At 36.8% G+C, this 15,959-nt stretch carries 13 protein-coding genes; 1 reads left to right on the top strand and 12 read right to left on the bottom strand.

Features of this window, described 5'->3' with window-relative positions:
* Positions 1-32: 32 nt before the first annotated feature.
* The 11 genes from V7127_RS20515 to sigW form a co-directional block, all read right to left on the bottom strand.
* Positions 33-1,976, bottom strand: coding sequence for a TnsD family Tn7-like transposition protein (locus tag V7127_RS20515; RefSeq protein WP_335489069.1), 1,944 nt, complete (start codon positions 1,974-1,976; stop codon positions 33-35).
* Positions 1,977-1,988: 12 nt separating this feature from the next.
* The gene (locus tag V7127_RS20510; protein ID WP_335489066.1) at positions 1,989-3,728 is read right to left on the bottom strand and encodes an AAA family ATPase; all 1,740 of its coding nucleotides are present in this window, start codon (positions 3,726-3,728) and stop codon (positions 1,989-1,991) included.
* Positions 3,712-5,892, bottom strand: a complete 2,181-nt coding sequence (locus V7127_RS20505) for a Mu transposase C-terminal domain-containing protein (RefSeq protein WP_335489063.1) — start codon at positions 5,890-5,892, stop codon at positions 3,712-3,714. Before V7127_RS20505 ends, V7127_RS20510 begins: the two co-directional genes overlap by 17 nt.
* 15 nt (positions 5,893-5,907) lie before the next feature.
* A complete protein-coding gene (locus V7127_RS20500; protein ID WP_335489060.1) occupies positions 5,908-6,747 on the bottom strand; it encodes a TnsA endonuclease N-terminal domain-containing protein in 840 nt (279 codons plus the stop codon).
* Between the two features lie 387 nt (positions 6,748-7,134).
* Positions 7,135-8,937, bottom strand: a complete 1,803-nt coding sequence (glmS, locus tag V7127_RS20495) for a glutamine--fructose-6-phosphate transaminase (isomerizing) (protein ID WP_335347338.1) — start codon at positions 8,935-8,937, stop codon at positions 7,135-7,137.
* A 189-nt stretch (positions 8,938-9,126) separates the two neighbouring features.
* Positions 9,127-9,312 (bottom strand): hypothetical protein, encoded by a 186-nt coding sequence (locus tag V7127_RS20490; RefSeq protein WP_335354242.1) that lies wholly within the window; start codon positions 9,310-9,312, stop codon positions 9,127-9,129.
* 105 nt (positions 9,313-9,417) lie between these two features.
* Entirely contained in the window at positions 9,418-10,770 is a 1,353-nt protein-coding gene (gene glmM, locus V7127_RS20485; protein WP_335347337.1) for a phosphoglucosamine mutase, read from the bottom strand.
* 32 nt (positions 10,771-10,802) lie between these two features.
* Positions 10,803-12,074 carry a CdaR family protein gene (locus tag V7127_RS20480; RefSeq protein ID WP_335347336.1) on the bottom strand — a complete coding sequence of 424 codons (1,272 nt, stop codon included), beginning with the start codon at positions 12,072-12,074 and terminating at the stop codon, positions 10,803-10,805.
* The gene (gene cdaA / locus V7127_RS20475) at positions 12,067-12,894 is read right to left on the bottom strand and encodes a diadenylate cyclase CdaA (RefSeq protein ID WP_335347335.1); all 828 of its coding nucleotides are present in this window, start codon (positions 12,892-12,894) and stop codon (positions 12,067-12,069) included. Before cdaA ends, V7127_RS20480 begins: the two co-directional genes overlap by 8 nt.
* A gap of 164 nt (positions 12,895-13,058) precedes the next feature.
* Entirely contained in the window at positions 13,059-13,694 is a 636-nt protein-coding gene (locus V7127_RS20470; RefSeq protein WP_335347334.1) for an anti-sigma factor, read from the bottom strand.
* Between the two features lie 187 nt (positions 13,695-13,881).
* Entirely contained in the window at positions 13,882-14,445 is a 564-nt protein-coding gene (sigW, locus tag V7127_RS20465) for an RNA polymerase sigma factor SigW (protein ID WP_335347333.1), read from the bottom strand.
* Positions 14,446-14,619: 174 nt separating this feature from the next.
* On the opposite strand from sigW, the gene V7127_RS20460 reads away from it, so the two are divergent.
* The gene (locus V7127_RS20460) at positions 14,620-14,859 is read left to right on the top strand and encodes an aspartyl-phosphate phosphatase Spo0E family protein (protein WP_335347332.1); all 240 of its coding nucleotides are present in this window, start codon (positions 14,620-14,622) and stop codon (positions 14,857-14,859) included.
* A gap of 35 nt (positions 14,860-14,894) precedes the next feature.
* On the opposite strand, the gene rocF is transcribed toward V7127_RS20460, so the two are convergent.
* Entirely contained in the window at positions 14,895-15,791 is an 897-nt protein-coding gene (gene rocF / locus V7127_RS20455; RefSeq protein ID WP_335347331.1) for an arginase, read from the bottom strand.
* Positions 15,792-15,959 lie beyond the last annotated feature (168 nt).

Raw genomic sequence — 15,959 nt, 5'->3', positions numbered from 1 at the left:
AATCTTCCCTATTTTCAACCTTCTAACTTTTTTTATTCAATAAACCCCATTTGGTTTAGCATATTTTTGATAATAGCTTCTGTTTTGGAATCACACTTTCTATATATATAAAATTTACCTTTTAGATTATCAAGACTGATGTTTTTATATCCCTTGTTTAACAAACTTTCTACTACAATAGGTAGCCTTCTAATTAAATAACAATTTAAGGGTTCTATACTTTTTTTAAGAACCAAAGAGCTTAGAGGAAGTCTGTCTGAAAGTTTTCCATTAAGTCTGCTTCTTTCAACAGAGGTTAGTTTTTTTAGTATTGTTGTTTTTTTTATTTGATAAGGATGCTTTCTATAAAGTTCTTTGCTAACTTTTTTGATTTTCCTAGCTAATTCTTTATCAAAAGAAGTAAAATCTAGACGATCTTTTTTATTCTTTCGTTTTGCCGGTAAGTTTGATTCAAGCCATTCTCCATCGTTCAATTTTAACCATTGGTATTTTTTATAATTTGCTTTTATATATATATCTGTTCTACTTAGTGTCGAGGCTTTTTTAATAATACACAAAATATGGTTACGATAATTTTCCTTTAACTCTTCCAAATCATTTGTACTTGCTGTTTCTTGTTGGGAGCTAATAATTTGATTTAAAACTTCTTTTTCATTTTTCCTAATAGTCCGGGAAAAACCAATTACTTTATATAGGTTGTTTCTGACTGCAGATTCGGAACATTTGAGTTCTATTGCTATTTGATTAGCTGAGTATCCCATAAGGTATAAATCCAAAACTCTATCATTCCATTTTTGACCCATTGTTTTTATCATAACTTTTTCTGCGGAAATCTTACCCCTTTTCCACCTTTTCGCATAAACTTGCCCACAAATTGGACATGTGAACTCCCCAGAAATGACCATACCACCTGATTCTTTAGGAATGCGTTCAACTTTGCTAATTATTTTTTGATTATATCCTTTGCAAATTTTGTTCAAACATTTCCATGGTCCATTTCCAAAAGGAATTTGATTAGCTATTTCTATTTCTACACTCATAAAAGTATCAAATGATTTAAATAGAAAGTGAATCACCAAAATATAGAATAAAATATTTTGATTCATATCTTCTACGAAACTTCTAGCTAAAAATGATCTATGGGATATGTAATTGATGTTTATAGTTATTGCTTGTAAAGTATCAACACCATAATTAGAAATTAAAGCCGAAATTAATTCTTTCTTTAATATTCTTCCTTTGTAATGAATAAAGTTGTTTTTCCACAAACCCATTAGAATCTTATGATAAATAACTGTTGAATTTAATTTGCTATGGTTTTCGCTTAAAGCACAAATGAGATTAAATAACTCAATTTTTATTTTATTCTCCTTATCTATTGATAGCTTCTTTTCAAATTCATTTGTTAGCGCATGATTATTTACACAAAACGGTACACTTATTAGTCCACGGGAGTCATTCCCAGCTAAAATTTTGTCACAAGTTGAACACCTATCTGTAAGTTTAACAAAATGTTTATAACAAAAATTTATGAAACTAAATTGATGTTTTCTATGTACATAACACTCACCATACTCTTCAAAATCCTCTTTTATACATTGTGTACAGTACTTAATAGTTTTAGAAAAAAAATCTGATGAAAAGTTGCTATTAATCCATAGTGGATTCTGTGTCCCCTTCTTAATTACGTTTAAAAATTCCTCTCCCCTTTCTTTTTCCTTAAAAGCGAGAATTAATCCAGACCATGTATGTTTTAATATTAATTCATCTAAAGCAAATGAATTTCCGTAAGGCAATCTTTCATAGAGCCTTTCCATTCTGGTAGGGAATAATAAATACTTTCGGGATTTTTTATCAAATAACTCCCTGTTTGTTTCATAAAGATTATTGTTTGACGATCTAAGATGATATCGATAAATCAAACTTCTAAAATCCTCATCTGGGTATGGTTCAGGAAAAAATAATAAGCGATTCATTATCTCACCTTTTTATATAATATTTTTAAACTCTAAGAGCTCTTCACATTCTTTTATTACACCTGCCTCGGTTAGAGCTTCTTCCGTAGCCATGCCATTTTTTGCTCCTTGTTGAACTATAAAACGAAGATCATCTTCTTCAAGCATTGGTTTGATTTTCTTTATTTTATCTGTTGTTTTCCGAGCTTTACTTTGCTTTTTCTCTTCGGCAGCTAAAGTTGTATTGTTTGATTCAATTACTAATTGAGCCAATTGTTTAAACATCCCAAATCTATCACCCATGCCTTCACTTGCTTCATATACTTTTTTAGCTAGAGATAGAGCTAGTTCCTCATTTGCAACTAAATTCAATGAAAAATTAATAAGTTCTTCAAGAATATCTTCCTTTTCTCTTAGTTGATATGCTCGAGAATGCTCTTTAGCGATTTTGCCGTATAGATTTACTTGATGAGCAGCCTGCTTAATATACTCATTAAATGAGTTCCATTCAGGTTTCACATCTTCCAATTCATTTAAGTCTGAGATACTTCCTCCTCTTCTTATCTTTTCAAATACAGATTGAAGAAGACGAAGACTTTTAGAAGCAACTTCATTGATGAGTGATAAAGTTATTCTTTCTTCAGATCCATGTAAAATAACTCTTGCCTGAACATGCATAAAAAGTTTAACCACAATATCTGGTATTCCAAATGTATGAAAATACATGGATTTTTTTAGTTCATCTGATAATGGAGTATAGTTTTTTGTGTATTGTAGGTCCCAGAGATTTGCTATAAATTCATTCCACTCCCAACTATCTTCTAATAAGAAACTTGTAATATTTTCATTATACGTATCAGGAATACCTCGACGTGAATTTGCTAGGGAGCTTTCAAATAGATACATTGCTTTAAAAGTCCCAATTACAATAACTGGTATCCCGATGGTATTTACCAATTCAGTAATAAAATTAATCATACGCTCATCTCCACCAGAATGAGCCTTATGAACATTTTGTATTTCATCAATAACTAGAATACCAAGATTTATTTGTGCAGCTACTTTAACCATTCGCTTGGCCAGGTTATCAATTGTACCTCCCTTTTCTCCGTGCTTTTCATAAAAATTGCTTCCTAATAGTTTATCAACGGCTGAATAAAAATTTTTACACAAAGCTCCTACTGATTTTCCACTTGGACATTCAATTATTAACCAAACTACTTGAGTTTGTAGTAATTTTCTCTCTTTGTAGTCATGATGGTGTATTACCTGTGGAAATAAAAGCTTCAGAATTCGTTCGTAAATTTTGCTTTTACCCATTCCACTTAGTCCAATCTCCGTAGCACTTTGTGCAGTCTGTATATTTCCTGCAATATTTAATCCATTTTCATCTATTCCACCTTCAAGGATCTCATCCCAACCTATAGCAAACTGACGATTATACATAGGCAGTAATGGATTTCTAGATTGATACCCTATTTTTATCATGTTATAAACCATTCTATATTTGTCATAGTGACTTGGAAGAGGCAACCAAAAGCTCGGTTTTATTTGCTGTATGAGTTCTATACGGTCTTCAACTCCAAGTTTTAAATGTTCGGGTTCAAATTGTGGAGTAGAATAAAGTCTATCGTAAAACTCATTCAAATCTAGGCGGTTAGGTATTGCTTCAATAAAAGGATTTCCACTGTTTTGCAATACAATTTGTTCATGATATTCAGCCTTACAATGAATTCCTTTTAATGTTTTTAGCCCTTCATTCCAGAGATTCATGATTTCTTCTCCTCTCTTTGTTTTTGGATTTATAAAGGTGATGAATTTTGTTTTGTTCACCATTTGTAGATGGTATGTGTGTTTCAATAGGAAAAGATATTATCTCAGTAGATAGCTTTATTTCTTCACTAGTATTATTAGTATCAGTTGCCGTCCATGCATTCTGACTTCCAATGGATCTAGCTTCCGTTTTCCTTGTTTCCCTCTTATTTTTTTGTCTAGCATTGAAACTCATATCCGCTGTGGCATCCTTTGTTTTCTTTGTTGCATCTTTAGCCAATTTTTTTGAAAAAGCATGAAGTTCTGCCTGGTGTTGCTTTTCCTCTCTTTCTTTTTTGTTTATTGTTTCTTTTTTATATTTCATAATAGTTTTTACTTCTTCAATATGTAGACCATCATATTCTTTATACTTTTCAGTAAGATTGCATTGTTTAATTTTTCCGTCCCTTAAACAAATAAATATACTACTAACATTACGAGGGTCATAACTAATATTAATGTGCTTTTGACCGTCAATATGTCCTTCTTCAAACCAACCAGCTTTTAGGCCATACTCATTCGTATAACACATTTTTGAGAACTCAATTCCCCATCTTGTTACAGTAGCTGTTTCTTTTGGTAGCAAGGTATATCGAAGTAACTCACGTGGTACTTGATGTAATACATTCTTTCTTGTTCCCCAGTTCCAAACTCCCAGAGGTGTAAGCTCAACCTTATCTTCAAACATTTCCCTTGTTACAAAATATTCTTTATTTAAAGCGCTTTTGTTGAAAGTTTTAATTTGATGAATCATGAACTGAGTAAACTCATATATAGTTAAAGCTGCATTTCGGGCCGGGTCGAAATCTCCTCTTTCTCTTGCTTTTCCAGGTTTTGCCCCTACTTTTGAAAATAGTTCACGTATTTTATCATTAGTCAGTCTAAAGTGTTGTTCAACAAAGGGTTTTAAATCACCACGATATGAAGGAGCATTATCGACATCAACCTTCAAACTAACCAATTTCTCTGACCATTTTGCCTTCAAATCTCCACGGTCACCATTTAAAAATTGGGGGAGATTTTTACTTGGCCATTCACTTTCCTCAATGTCAATTTCATATTGTCTACAAAACTCAACTTTACTAGTAGCGGCATTTTCCAAAGCCACCATTAACTCTATTGTCGAAGCAGATGATAAACTAGCATGAAAACCTACAATCATACGACTAAATACATCCTTAACAATATAAAGCGTTGGTGTACCTATGATAGTCTTCCTGTCTTCTGCGACTAATATAATATCAGCCGGAGTTGAATCAATTTCATATAAGTAACCCACAGCTAATGCACGTTCTGTTGCATCCCCTAGCAATGGTCTTATATCCATTTCAGCCTTTCTTTTTCCATGTCTATTTGAGTATTTATTAGCAAACGGATATTCATTGTTATACCAATACAGAAATTGACGAAGTGTTGGGGCTTCTTTAGGCTCAATCATAGGGACTAATACTCCATTTTTTCTGTAATATCCTGAGTTATAGTTTTCTTCACACATATGTTGATGAGTCGCAGTCAGATTCATTTTCTGTTTAACATGGAATTTGTTAACTGATGCTTCAAATATCTTTTTATCATTGTCTGTTACAATATATTCATTTCCATCATTTGACCTTGGTCCAGGCTTCTTGGAATATACTCTTGGTTTCCCTGGTGCACCACAATCAAAATAATTTCTTAACAAAGAGTTTCTTATTTTGCCGTAAAACCAGTATCTCTTTAGTAATCTGTATATTTCCTTTTTTGACTTACCTGTTTTTTCAACAACTTCATTTACCAAAGTACCTCGAAGCTTTGAAATATATATATCAGGTTCTTTAATTACAATTTCCTTTATAACATCCCAGTTTGCATCTCTTTGTGACTTATACTTACTTAGATAACTCTCATCTGGTGAAATCAACCTAAGGTCCGGGTCAATCTCGAGTATCCTTGCCTTACCTCCCTTAATTTCGTTTACAATTTCATTGTAGTTCTGAGAAAAAGGAAATTTCATTTTTTTATTATCATTTATTTCTACAACGATAATGTCCATCTCATCAGGTGATATCCAAAGAACTCTTAATAACGATTCAGGTTTTAGTTCACTATCCAAAAGTTCTATAATTGTATTTTCAAAAAGTAACATGTTCAGTACTCCACTCTAACCAATATTCTTATTTACAAATTGTTGTTGTTCTTCCAAATTAATAATTTGTAATGGTTTCGATTCTTTTATCTTAACCTTCATATCAGTACCCCATTTTTTTATTGCAAGCATATGCTTCAAAACAAACATACTAGTTCCAGTATCAATTCCAAATTTCTCATCACAGCGTAGACAAATTTTACTAATGGATGTTGAACACTCATCTTCAGTGATTTGTTGAAAAAGAGAATTACTAATCAAGTCTACAAGCTCTTCATCAACTCCTGGTCTTGTATCTAAATATCTTCCTTCATAAATCCACTCTATATTTGAGATCAACTCTTTAGGCAACTGGTTACCTAAAATAATTCCCCAACTAATTCCTTGCTCCATAAAAAACCTTTTTTCTATTTCAAATAACTCTAATGTTCTTTTGGTAAGCTTTGAGGCTGGCTTTACAGTCCTTACAATATCAATCAAGCCTTTTGATGTTTTTAAGGTTATGACAAAATCTGTAGTCATAACGACAGGTACCCCGTCAACGTTGGCATGCTTGATACCCAGTTGTTGAGCAATCTCCTGGGTCCTTTCTAGTGGTATTAAAGGGAATTGCTCCCTTATGTCTACAACCTCATCCACCCACTCGAGAAAATAAAGATACATTCTTTCATGATTAGAAAGTGTATGATGAATTCTCTTAGTTTTCCAACCTAAATGACGGGTCAACCATCCTTTTGAGGCAACTTTATTGTCATGTGCTTGAATAAACGGTATATAATCTTTGCCTGTTCCTTGCCCCCTTCCACTTAATAATTGATTTTCTTGTAATTTTTTTATCTTTGATCCTCTTGACATTTCGAACCCCCATCTGAATATTCAGAAAAATAACCAACAAAAAACACCAATTAACATAAACTTCAAAAAAGGGTAAATTAAATAAACACTAGTAAAGAACTAATTTTCGCAAATGTTTATTTAATTTAACACTCTTTCTCAAAGCTTTTTGTTAATTGGCGTTATTAAGATATTTTTATCCTTTTCATGACCTTGTTTTACCCGGAAATGTAAAACAATATAACTATATGATATCTAAAAATATTAATTTAATACCTGAATTATAAATATTGAAGTAGTTACTAACTTTAATGTATTTTTACCAACAATTTTGTTTAGTTACCGACATTAATGTATAGTTACTAACATTAATGTCGGTGAACAAGTATCAATTCCCAAACTTTCCACTTACTCCACCGTCACACTCTTCGCCAAATTCCTCGGCTTGTCAACATCACAGTCCCGGTGTAAAGCAGCGTAGTAAGAAATTAGTTGCAATGGTACAACAGAGATAAGAGGTGTTAATAGTTCGTGCACAGCTGGAATGACAAAAGTATCTTCTTCCGCTTCCAGACCTTTCATAGAGATGATGCACGCGTTGGCTCCTCGGGCAGCGACTTCTTGGACGTTGCTGCGGATGTTTAAATTAACACTTTCTTGAGTAGCTAAGGCGATAATTGGTGTGCCGTCTTCGATTAAAGCGATCGTGCCGTGCTTTAATTCGCCTCCTGCAAACCCTTCTGCCTGAATATAAGAGATCTCCTTCAGCTTTAGTGCTCCTTCAAGACCGACATAGAAGTCTAGTCCACGGCCAATGAAAAATGCATTGCGAGTAACGGATAAAAATTCACGGGCAATTGCTTCGAATTCTTCTTTTTCATCACAGAGCACTTCCATCGCATTCGCAATGATGCCAAGCTCTCGAGAAAGATCAAGATCCATTTCTATTCCACGGCTCTTTGCTGTAACCTCAGCTAAAATCGCTAATACCGCAAGTTGTGCTGTGTACGCTTTTGTCGAAGCAACAGCAATTTCAGGGCCAGCATGAAGCAGTAACGTGTAATCCGCTTCACGGGAAAGTGTTGAGCCAGCCACATTTGTAATCGTAATCGCTTTATAGCCCATTTCTTTAATTTTCACAAGTACAGCACGGCTGTCGGCAGTTTCCCCGCTCTGTGAAATAAAGATGAATAGAGGTTTTTCAGGAAGCAACGGCATGTTGTAGCCAAACTCACTGGAAATATGCACTTCTACCGGAATTTTCGCCATTTTTTCAATGAATTGTTTCCCAACGAGTCCAGCATGGTAGGACGTTCCCGCTGCAATGATGTAAATACGATCTGCCTCATTCATTGCTTGTAGAATTTCGCCATCAATTGTTAAAGCTCCCTTTTCGTCCTGGTAGCTTTGAATAATTTTCCGCATCACTAAAGGCTGTTCGTCAATTTCCTTTAACATATAGTGCGGATATGTGCCTTTTTCAATGTCGCTTGCATCTAATTCTGCTGTATAAGGATCACGGGTGATTTTTTCACCATCAAGGTTCATGATCGTCACGTCATCTTTTCTCACGATGACGACTTCTTTGTCCATTAACTCTACATATTGATCCGTTACTTGAAGCATCGCCATTGCGTCTGATGCGACCACATTAAATGTGTCACCTAATCCGACTAGCAGCGGGCTTTTATTTTTCGCAACGTAGATGGTTTCATTATCCTTTTCGTCTAAAAGGGCAAGTGCATACGACCCATTTAATTGCTTAAGCGTTTTGCGAAACGCTTCTTCAGTTGTTAGTCCTTCATTCGCGAGCAATTCAATCAGCTGAACGATGACCTCCGTATCTGTATCACTGTTAAAAGGAACGCCTTGCAAATATTCGCGCTTTAGGATTTCATAGTTTTCAATGACACCATTATGAACCAGAGTAAAGCGCCCTGATGCGCTTTGGTGCGGGTGAGCATTGGCTACACTTGGCACTCCATGTGTAGCCCAGCGAGTATGACCTATTCCTAGCTCGGCATAAACATCAAAATCAACCATGTTTCTTAAATCAGCAATACGGCCCTTTTCTTTAAAAACATGTACAGTGTTCTCGTTCATTACAGCAATTCCTGCTGAATCATATCCTCTATATTCAAGCTTTTCTAAGCCTTTAAGCAAAATTTCTTTCGAATCAAAATTTCCAATATATCCTACGATACCACACATACTTCTTTTCCTCCTAAATCGGAAGGGGCAAGAAGCCTTTTGGGACAGTCTTGCCCCTCATCTCTGTAATTGATCTTCTGACGTTTTCTTTTGACAAGCGACTAGTAATGTTGTTTTTTACAGTGGCTGTTTTCATCAAACGTCATTTTTAATAATTAGCATTCCCATCTCTTTGTGCATTAAGTTACCCTAATGTTTTATAGATGGAATAACGGTTTGCTTTGAACCGGGAGGCATCCGCCGAACATTTCGATAAACCTCCTCCTCGTCAACTAATCCACTTCCGTTCTGAATTAGTCCAGGCGCTTCAATATTAATTTTTTTTACAATAAAACGGCCCACCTTTCCATTTATTTTAAAAAACAGTAATATCATACACACAAAAAACTCTTTCGTCAATTGAAAAATAGAGGAAAAAAACTCCCTATACAATAAAAATATGCATAAGAGAACGGTTCGGTTCCCTTATGCATAGCCTGTTTACTCTTCATTCAATCCCATTTCTTCTACGACCACAGCAGCAATTCTCTCCACATAGGAGTTGCATAGCTCTTCTGTTGGCGCCTCGGCCATCACACGAACAAGCGGCTCTGTTCCAGATGGTCTCACCAAAATGCGGCCATTTCCACTCATTTCTTTTTCAACCTCTGAAATAATCGCACTTACTTTTTCATTATCTGTCACATGGTGCTTATCTGTCACACGAATATTCACAAGCTTTTGCGGGAACTTTTGCATTTCCTTTGCAAGCTCTGATAATGGCTTTTTCGTCATTTTCATGATGTTTACAAGCTGAAGACCTGTAAGGAGCCCATCGCCTGTCGTAATATAATCAAGGAAAATGATATGGCCGGATTGCTCGCCTCCAAGATTATAGCCATTCTTCTTCATTTCTTCTACTACATAGCGGTCACCAACAGCTGTTGGAATGCTTTGAATGCCGTTCGCCTCCAGCGCTTTATAAAAACCAAGGTTGCTCATAACAGTCGAAACCACTGTACTATGGCGCAGTCTGCCTTGTTCTTTCAGGTATTTCCCGCATATATACATAATTTGATCGCCATCTACAATGTCGCCATTTTCATCTATCGCAATAAGGCGATCTCCATCCCCATCAAATGCTAAACCGACATCTGCTCCCTTTTCCTTTACAAATGCAGCAAGCGTCTCAGGATGTGTTGATCCTACACCTTCATTAATATTTAATCCATTAGGAGAAGCTCCAATCATGGATAGATCTGCATCTAAATCGGCAAATAAGTGTGATGCAAGGGAAGATGTCGCTCCGTGAGCACAATCCAAAGCAATATGGATGCCGGAGAAATCCTCATCCACAGTTTGCTTCAAAAATTGCAAGTATTTCTGTCCGCCCTCGAAATAATCATTCACCTGTCCAAGCTCGGCTCCGACCGGTCTTGGCAGCTGATCTTCCTCTTGATCCATAAAGCTTTCGATTTCATTTTCCTGTTCATCAGATAGCTTAAACCCATCAGGGCCAAAAAACTTAATTCCGTTGTCTGCCACAGGATTATGTGAAGCAGAAATCATGACGCCCGCTTCTGCCCCAAGTGCTTTTGTTAAATAAGCAACACCAGGCGTTGAAATGACGCCAAGACGCATGACCTCTGCTCCGATAGATAATAGACCAGCAACGAGTGCCCCTTCAAGCATGTGTCCAGAAATACGAGTATCGCGGCCAATTAATACTTTTGGACGGCTTTTATCTCTAGTCAGAACATATCCTCCAAAACGCCCTAATTTAAAAGCTAACTCAGGTGTCAACTCGCTATTTGCGACTCCACGTACCCCATCCGTACCAAAATATTTTCCCATTAATGCATACTCTCCTTTAAACATTATTTATATTAAATCTCTTTTTGTGTAATCGTAACTTTTGCTACATCCGTTGCCAGATTCCATTGAACATTTGAAGGACCATTTACATTAATTTTGACGTCATGGTCTCCCGCTTCTATATTAGATAAATCAAGAAAAACAAGAAAATCACTAGCTTTTAATTGCTTAATCATTTCGCTTTTTCCTGTAACAGTTAGGCTGGCACCGTTATTTGGCGATAACACTTCTGCCTCATATTGGTTAGGGAGGCCCGAAAAACTGATTGGAAGATTAGAGAAAGTTTTATTCTCATCCGTTTCTACAGTTTGATCTCCCTCTTGTGGAATTTCACTTGTTTGGATCGCTACTCTGATCGTTTTTGGATTCACCTCAATAATTCCTTCAGAAATGATGACAGGCAGTGATATTTCCGTATCTTCATTGATTTGGCTAACATCTACTTCGACCCTTACGCTGTCCGTCCTATCTAACACATCCTGTGCAGCAAAAATCTTAGCCTCTTTTATATCAGGTGTAATGGAATCAATCTTGATGTTCGCCGGCGGACTGCCTTTTTCTATCACCTTAATGGGAACTGTTTTACTCAAGCTTTTCACTGGGATGATGACATCAACCATTTCATGTTCTAATAAAACATCAAGCTTATTCATATTCCGATCTAGCACTTGAATCTGTGCTTCTCTTCGAACAGTCTCTTTTATAGTCCCCCTTATATTCACTGTCGCTTTTACATAGCTAATTTTGTCAATGACATCCTTAGCTCCCGTTATTTTTATACTTTTCGGCTCTGCCTCAGGAGGCTCGGAAATATAGCCCGCCTCTAACAAGGTCTTATCAAATTCTACATCTACTTTAAAATCCTTTGTTACTTTCTCCTGAATGCTGACATTTACATAGGCAGGATCAATTGTCGCTTTCAGCTTGTCTGATAAATTTCGAATTTCCAACGGAACGCGTTTTGTGCCAATGGCAGCATTTGTTAAGTCCACATATACTTCGAAATTACGTTGCGCTTTTGCGGGTTGCAATAGATTCTTTGGACCTTGTATGGTCACTTTCACCGTTTCCGGGACGCCTGTTACTACAAGATTGTCAGTATCATAATAGCTTTTAACTGGTATATCCGATAGAATTTCATAATCCTCCCCGCTAGGCACATTAATGTTGGAAACGTCCTTTTGTGGATCATAAACAGAAGTAAAGAGAAGCATGGCAAGAATTAATGCGGTAATCTTCATAAACCAGCGTGTGCCAATCAGCTTGTCAATTAATTTATCCATTTTTCTTCGCCCTCCAATTCCAACGAGCGGAAGAAGCTTGTTTAACTCGGTTTTGTGTAATCAATTCCGTTGTTAACATTTCCTTAAAGTCATCAGATTGTAAGTCACGGTGAAGTTCGCCATTTTTTGTTAGCGAAATACTGCCCGTCTCTTCTGAAACAACTACCGTTACACTATCCGTTACTTCACTAATCCCTAGTGCAGCCCTGTGCCTGGTTCCAAGCTCCTTCGAGATAAATGGACTTTCTGACAAAGGAAGATAGCAAGCAGCAGCAGCCACCTGATTTTTTTGTAAAATAACAGCCCCATCATGCAATGGTGTATTAGGGATAAAAATATTGATCAGTAATTCTGACGAAATTTTTGATTCTAGCGGTGTGCCTGTTTCGATATAATCGCCCATTCCGGTTTCCCGTTCAATGGAAATTAAGGCCCCAATCCGGCGCTTAGCCATATAATCGACAGCCTTCACAATCGATTCAACCAATTTTTCCTGATCTTCTGACTCCTGATTGCCTGTTCTAGAAAAAAATCGTCCCCGCCCAAGTTGTTCAAGGGCTCTTCTTAACTCAGGCTGGAAAATGATTGCAATCACTACAAATCCCCAAGTAAGTACCTGCTGCATCATCCACCCAAGTGTCTGGAGGTGGAAATTATCACTGATTACCTTTACAAGAAGAATAACAAATATTCCTTTTACCAATTGAACGGCTTTCGTCCCTTTGACAATGACAATCAGTTTATAGATGACATACCAAACGAGGAGAATGTCAACAGTATTTGCTAATAATTTCAGTATAGAGAAATCTGAAAACGACATTATCCTTCCTCCAAATATATATTAAAAGCATCATTATTCATTAACATAGCTTTCATATTATACCATAAAGCATGCAATACCACCCGTCTGGATACTGTTAACTTTCCATATAAAATAACGGAATCCTGCCTAAAAGCAAGATTCCGTTGTAGAATGATTGTTTGTTATTGAACCGTCTCAGGCTCACTGCCTTCAAATATGCTAACTACCTCTTTAGCTGTTTTTTTGATATGATACCACATCCAGTCAAAAACAGCATTCACCTCTTTTATTTCCCCTGTGACTTTTCCAGCCGATGCCAAATATTTCTCTCCGTTAATAACGGTCACATTTCCTTCAACTTGTCCTTCTATTTTTAATTTGCCATTTTTAACGATGACGTCACCCTTGACTACCTCTCCTTCAGGAACAATGACTGTGTCATTTTGTACTACGAGATTGGGCTGTCTCGACACAGAGAATTGATGATCTTGTTCCCACGAGGAAATGATGCTTCCCATCATGAGTACGAGGAATAGAGATGCAGCCGTCACTAGCGGATGCTGTCTAATCCAGCGCTGGAAACCGACCTTCCGCTTCTCCTTTGGCAATTTGGCCATCACTTTTGCGGTAAAATCGGATGGCGCTTGTATATGTGAAGTGCTTCTGACAAGTGCAATAGTCTTTCGTAATTCATGGAAATGCGCCTGGCATTCTTTGCAGCTTTGCAAGTGCGCTCTTAACTCTGCTTCATGTTCGGCTGAGATCTCTTCATCTAAATATTCATGCATATAAAGAATCACTTCTGCTGGACACTTCAAAGTTCTCACCCTCTTCATAATCAAATTCGCCTTGGCTTATTTGCGCCCAGATTTACCTGAGCTCGCTCGATAAATTCCTTAAAAAATCGAAAGGCTCGCCGGAGGCTTTACTTTATTCAGCCAATGTTTGAACCCCATTTACATTTAACTCGCACCTATGAAGGTGGGAATTTATTGCTGAATAAAGTTATACGTGTCGTAATTGGGTTCTTAATGCTTCTCTTCCCCGATGAATTCTTGTTTTAACCGTACCTAATGGCAAATCTAATATCTTGCTTATTTCATTTAAGGAAAGTTCTTCAATATATTTGAGAACAATCACTGTACGGTATTTTTCTGGGAGCTTGGAAATTTCTCTTTGAATTGTCTCTTGCAGCTCCAGACTTTCAAGATCCTCCTCGGGCAGACTCGTATCTGCAGCAATTTGCGAATACATCGTTAACCCGTCAGTCCCTGCTACCTCTGCATCTAAATAATAATCAGGTTTCTTCTTCCTCATTCGATCGATGCAAAGATTCGTAGCAATTCGATAAAGCCATGAAGAGAATTTCAGATTTATATTGAAACTATGAATGTTCACGTAAGCTCTTAAAAAAGCCTCCTGTGCAATGTCTTCTGCTTCATGTCTATTTCCCAGCATTCTATAGCAAATCATATATACTTTTTCTTTATAGATTTCTACTATTTCTGCATAGGAGTCTTGATCCCCTTTTAGTACCTGCTTAATCCTTTTCTTTACGATTGTCTCCATTTTTCTTTTACCTCCGCTCTAATGCGGCTAATCGATATTACGATCGATAGCGGAAAAGGTTTCACTTTTTTTAAAAAATACTAACCATATCTATATTAACAAATATTTACTGCTGGTGTTTAATAATTTTATTTTACGGGGATTATAGTAAGTAAAATTTGAGGATTGCCAAAGATGTACGTCCTAAAGCTTTTCTATTTCGAAATTCAGGCAGTTATAAATAGGTATATCCAAAAGCAAAAAAGGGGTGGTCTCATGTGTGATTGTAAACTATTAAAGGATATAGAAGATTGCAGAAGAGAAATGATTTATTTAGCATCCTCCTCTTCTCTGTGTAGTCAACAAGTAGTAGACATGAGTACAAAACTGGACAGGCTGCTCAATTTATACTACACCCAGAATAAAAAAAATTAGGCAGGGCTTTTTGTTGAGCCACTGCCTGGTATTTTTTATAGAAGCTTTTCGCCAAATAATGAACCCATTAAAGCAACAGCAACAGATGCTGTTTTATTCTTTTCATCTAAAATCGGATTTACCTCAACAAATTCAGCTGAGGTAATCAACCGTGCTTCCGCTAGCATTTCCATGGCTAAGTGGCTTTCCCGGTAGCTGATTCCGCCAATAACCGGAGTTCCTACTCCAGGTGCATCATGAGGATCTAACCCATCTAGATCAAGAGACAGATGGACCCCATCCGTTTTCTCTTTTAAATAGTTAATCGTTTCTTCCATAACCTTCGTCATACCCAAGCGGTCGATTTCATGCATCGTATACACTTTAATTCCCAGCTCTTTTATTAATTCCCTTTCGCCCTCATCTAAAGAACGAGCTCCAATAATGACAATATTCTCTGGCTTTACTTTCGGAGCAAAGCCACCCACATTGGTAAGCAATGGATGACCCATGCCTAAACTAACAGCAAGCGGCATCCCGTGAATATTTCCTGAAGGAGAAGTCTCTGCCGTATTTAAATCCCCATGGGCATCATACCAAATGACGCCTAAATTTTTATAGTGCTTAGCAACCCCAGCCAGTGTGCCAATCGCAATGCTGTGATCACCCCCAAGTACAAGTGGAAACGCTTGATCCTCAATGGCTTGATCCACCTCTTTAGCGAGCAATTCTGTTTTCTCAGCAATTAATTTCAAATTGCGCAGGTTGGAAACCGGATCAACCTCTACTTCTGGTCTCCCTATAGCAATATCTCCCTTGTCATGAACTTCATCAAACAATGCTTTTAACCGCTCATTTACTCCTGCATATCGAATAGCACTAGGCCCCATATCAACTCCACGTCTAGCTTGACCCAAATCCATAGGCATCCCAATAATCGCCAACTTATTCATAAAAAAGCCCTCCCTAAGCCAATAAATCATTTTCTACCTTTATTTTAACCCCATTGAAGGAAATGACTCAACTCGACAAAAATCTGTATAAATATACGGAATATTAGAAATTAAATGGGTGTTCGGCTGATTGGACGGGATAGAATCTATTATTGGTGACCGGTCGTG

Source organism: Bacillus sp. JJ1773, assembly GCF_036962035.1.
Lineage (GTDB): Bacteria > Bacillota > Bacilli > Bacillales > Cytobacillaceae > Cytobacillus.
This window is presented reverse-complemented; position numbering and strand designations above follow the sequence as displayed.

What these genes read in the sequence shown, in the direction of transcription:
- V7127_RS20515 (WP_335489069.1), bottom strand. Translation starts at nt 1,976, where the DNA reads ATGAATCGCTTATTATTTTTTCCTGAACCATACCCAGATGAGGATTTT.
- V7127_RS20510 (WP_335489066.1), bottom strand. Translation starts at nt 3,728, where the DNA reads ATGAATCTCTGGAATGAAGGGCTAAAAACATTAAAAGGAATTCATTGT.
- V7127_RS20505 (WP_335489063.1), bottom strand. Translation starts at nt 5,892, where the DNA reads ATGTTACTTTTTGAAAATACAATTATAGAACTTTTGGATAGTGAACTA.
- V7127_RS20500 (WP_335489060.1), bottom strand. Translation starts at nt 6,747, where the DNA reads ATGTCAAGAGGATCAAAGATAAAAAAATTACAAGAAAATCAATTATTA.
- glmS (WP_335347338.1), bottom strand. Translation starts at nt 8,937, where the DNA reads ATGTGTGGTATCGTAGGATATATTGGAAATTTTGATTCGAAAGAAATT.
- V7127_RS20490 (WP_335354242.1), bottom strand. Translation starts at nt 9,312, where the DNA reads ATGATATTACTGTTTTTTAAAATAAATGGAAAGGTGGGCCGTTTTATT.
- glmM (WP_335347337.1), bottom strand. Translation starts at nt 10,770, where the DNA reads ATGGGAAAATATTTTGGTACGGATGGGGTACGTGGAGTCGCAAATAGC.
- V7127_RS20480 (WP_335347336.1), bottom strand. Translation starts at nt 12,074, where the DNA reads ATGGATAAATTAATTGACAAGCTGATTGGCACACGCTGGTTTATGAAG.
- cdaA (WP_335347335.1), bottom strand. Translation starts at nt 12,894, where the DNA reads ATGTCGTTTTCAGATTTCTCTATACTGAAATTATTAGCAAATACTGTT.
- sigW (WP_335347333.1), bottom strand. Translation starts at nt 14,445, where the DNA reads ATGGAGACAATCGTAAAGAAAAGGATTAAGCAGGTACTAAAAGGGGAT.
- V7127_RS20460 (WP_335347332.1), top strand. Translation starts at nt 14,620, where the DNA reads ATGTACGTCCTAAAGCTTTTCTATTTCGAAATTCAGGCAGTTATAAAT.
- rocF (WP_335347331.1), bottom strand. Translation starts at nt 15,791, where the DNA reads ATGAATAAGTTGGCGATTATTGGGATGCCTATGGATTTGGGTCAAGCT.